We start from the raw sequence: 1,093 nt of genomic DNA, 5'->3' as shown, positions 1-1,093 counted from the left end.
ATTCATTTTACCGAGAACTATTTTACACTAAGGCTGCATGGACAGCAGCACTGTCAACGGTCATCTGTCAACCGCCCTTCTTCTCACTGTCTCAGCAGCAGCACGCTCCCCAGCACAATCAGGCTGCCGCCCACCCAGGAATACCCAGTCAGGACTTCGCCCCAGAGCAGAGCTCCCGCCAGGATATGGAACAGGATGCCGGTATACATGAGAAAGTTCACCATAGTAGGATGGATGTGGGTGCACCCCCAGGTGAGACACACCTGCCCCATCAGGGCGGACAGGGCCATTTCCAGGATCCATCCCCATTCGGCCCCTGTCGGCAGGGTCCACCGGTCCATACCCATGAGCAGCAGGCCCCCCAGAGCACTGTACAGCTGGAAGTAAAACACCAGTTCCGTCTGGGTATGCCCGCCCCGTTCCGTCATGATCCCGATGCACACATAGGCACAGGCGGCAAAAAAGGCGGACAGGATCCCAAAGACCGCGAACAGATTGAAGGAATGGTAATTCCACACCTGGAGGACAATGGCCGCCCCCAGGGCAATCATTCCCAGCCAGGGCACCGCCCGTTTCTGAAGCTTCCCCTTCAGGAACACCGGGGACAGCAGGCACATGAAAAAGGCGGAAAGCTGGGTCAGGATCTCTGCATCCCCCAGGGTCAGTCCGTTGAGACAATAGAAGAAAAACAGCAGACAGGCACAGCCGAACAGTCCCCGGAGATGGAGCAGCAAATGGTCTTTTCCGGAAAACACCGGACGGGATTCCATCCGGGCCATAAAGGGCAGCAGCAGAAGCCCGATCACGCCCCGGAAGAACGTGATTTCCCCGGTCCCCAGATGGATCAGTTTTTTGGCCCCCACATCCATGGTGGTGAAGAACACCGCCGCCAGGATGGAAGCCAGAATGCCTTTTTTTGCCGTAGACAATGTCACCATGCTTTCCCCCAGTTCTCTTCGTTTCTTTTTAGTGTACAAAAGGGACTGTAGCATGAGCAACAGCCCTTGTCAACTGTCAACGGCCAAATGAGGCCAGCAAAGCTGACGTTGGATAATGGCAACAGTTGTATCAATCGTTTTCGTAGGGGCGGCAG

Annotated in this window: 1 protein-coding gene; it reads right to left on the bottom strand. The window is 55.7% G+C overall.

Annotation, left to right across the window (positions count from 1 at the left end; genetic code table 11):
- Positions 1-83: 83 nt before the first annotated feature.
- A complete protein-coding gene (locus QVO43_RS08515) occupies positions 84-938 on the bottom strand; it encodes a DMT family transporter (RefSeq protein WP_288174815.1) in 855 nt (284 codons plus the stop codon).
- Positions 939-1,093 lie beyond the last annotated feature (155 nt).

Origin of the sequence: Acidaminococcus sp. CAG:542, from assembly GCF_000437815.1 — a bacterium.
GTDB lineage: Bacteria > Bacillota > Negativicutes > Acidaminococcales > Acidaminococcaceae > Acidaminococcus.
This window is presented reverse-complemented; position numbering and strand designations above follow the sequence as displayed.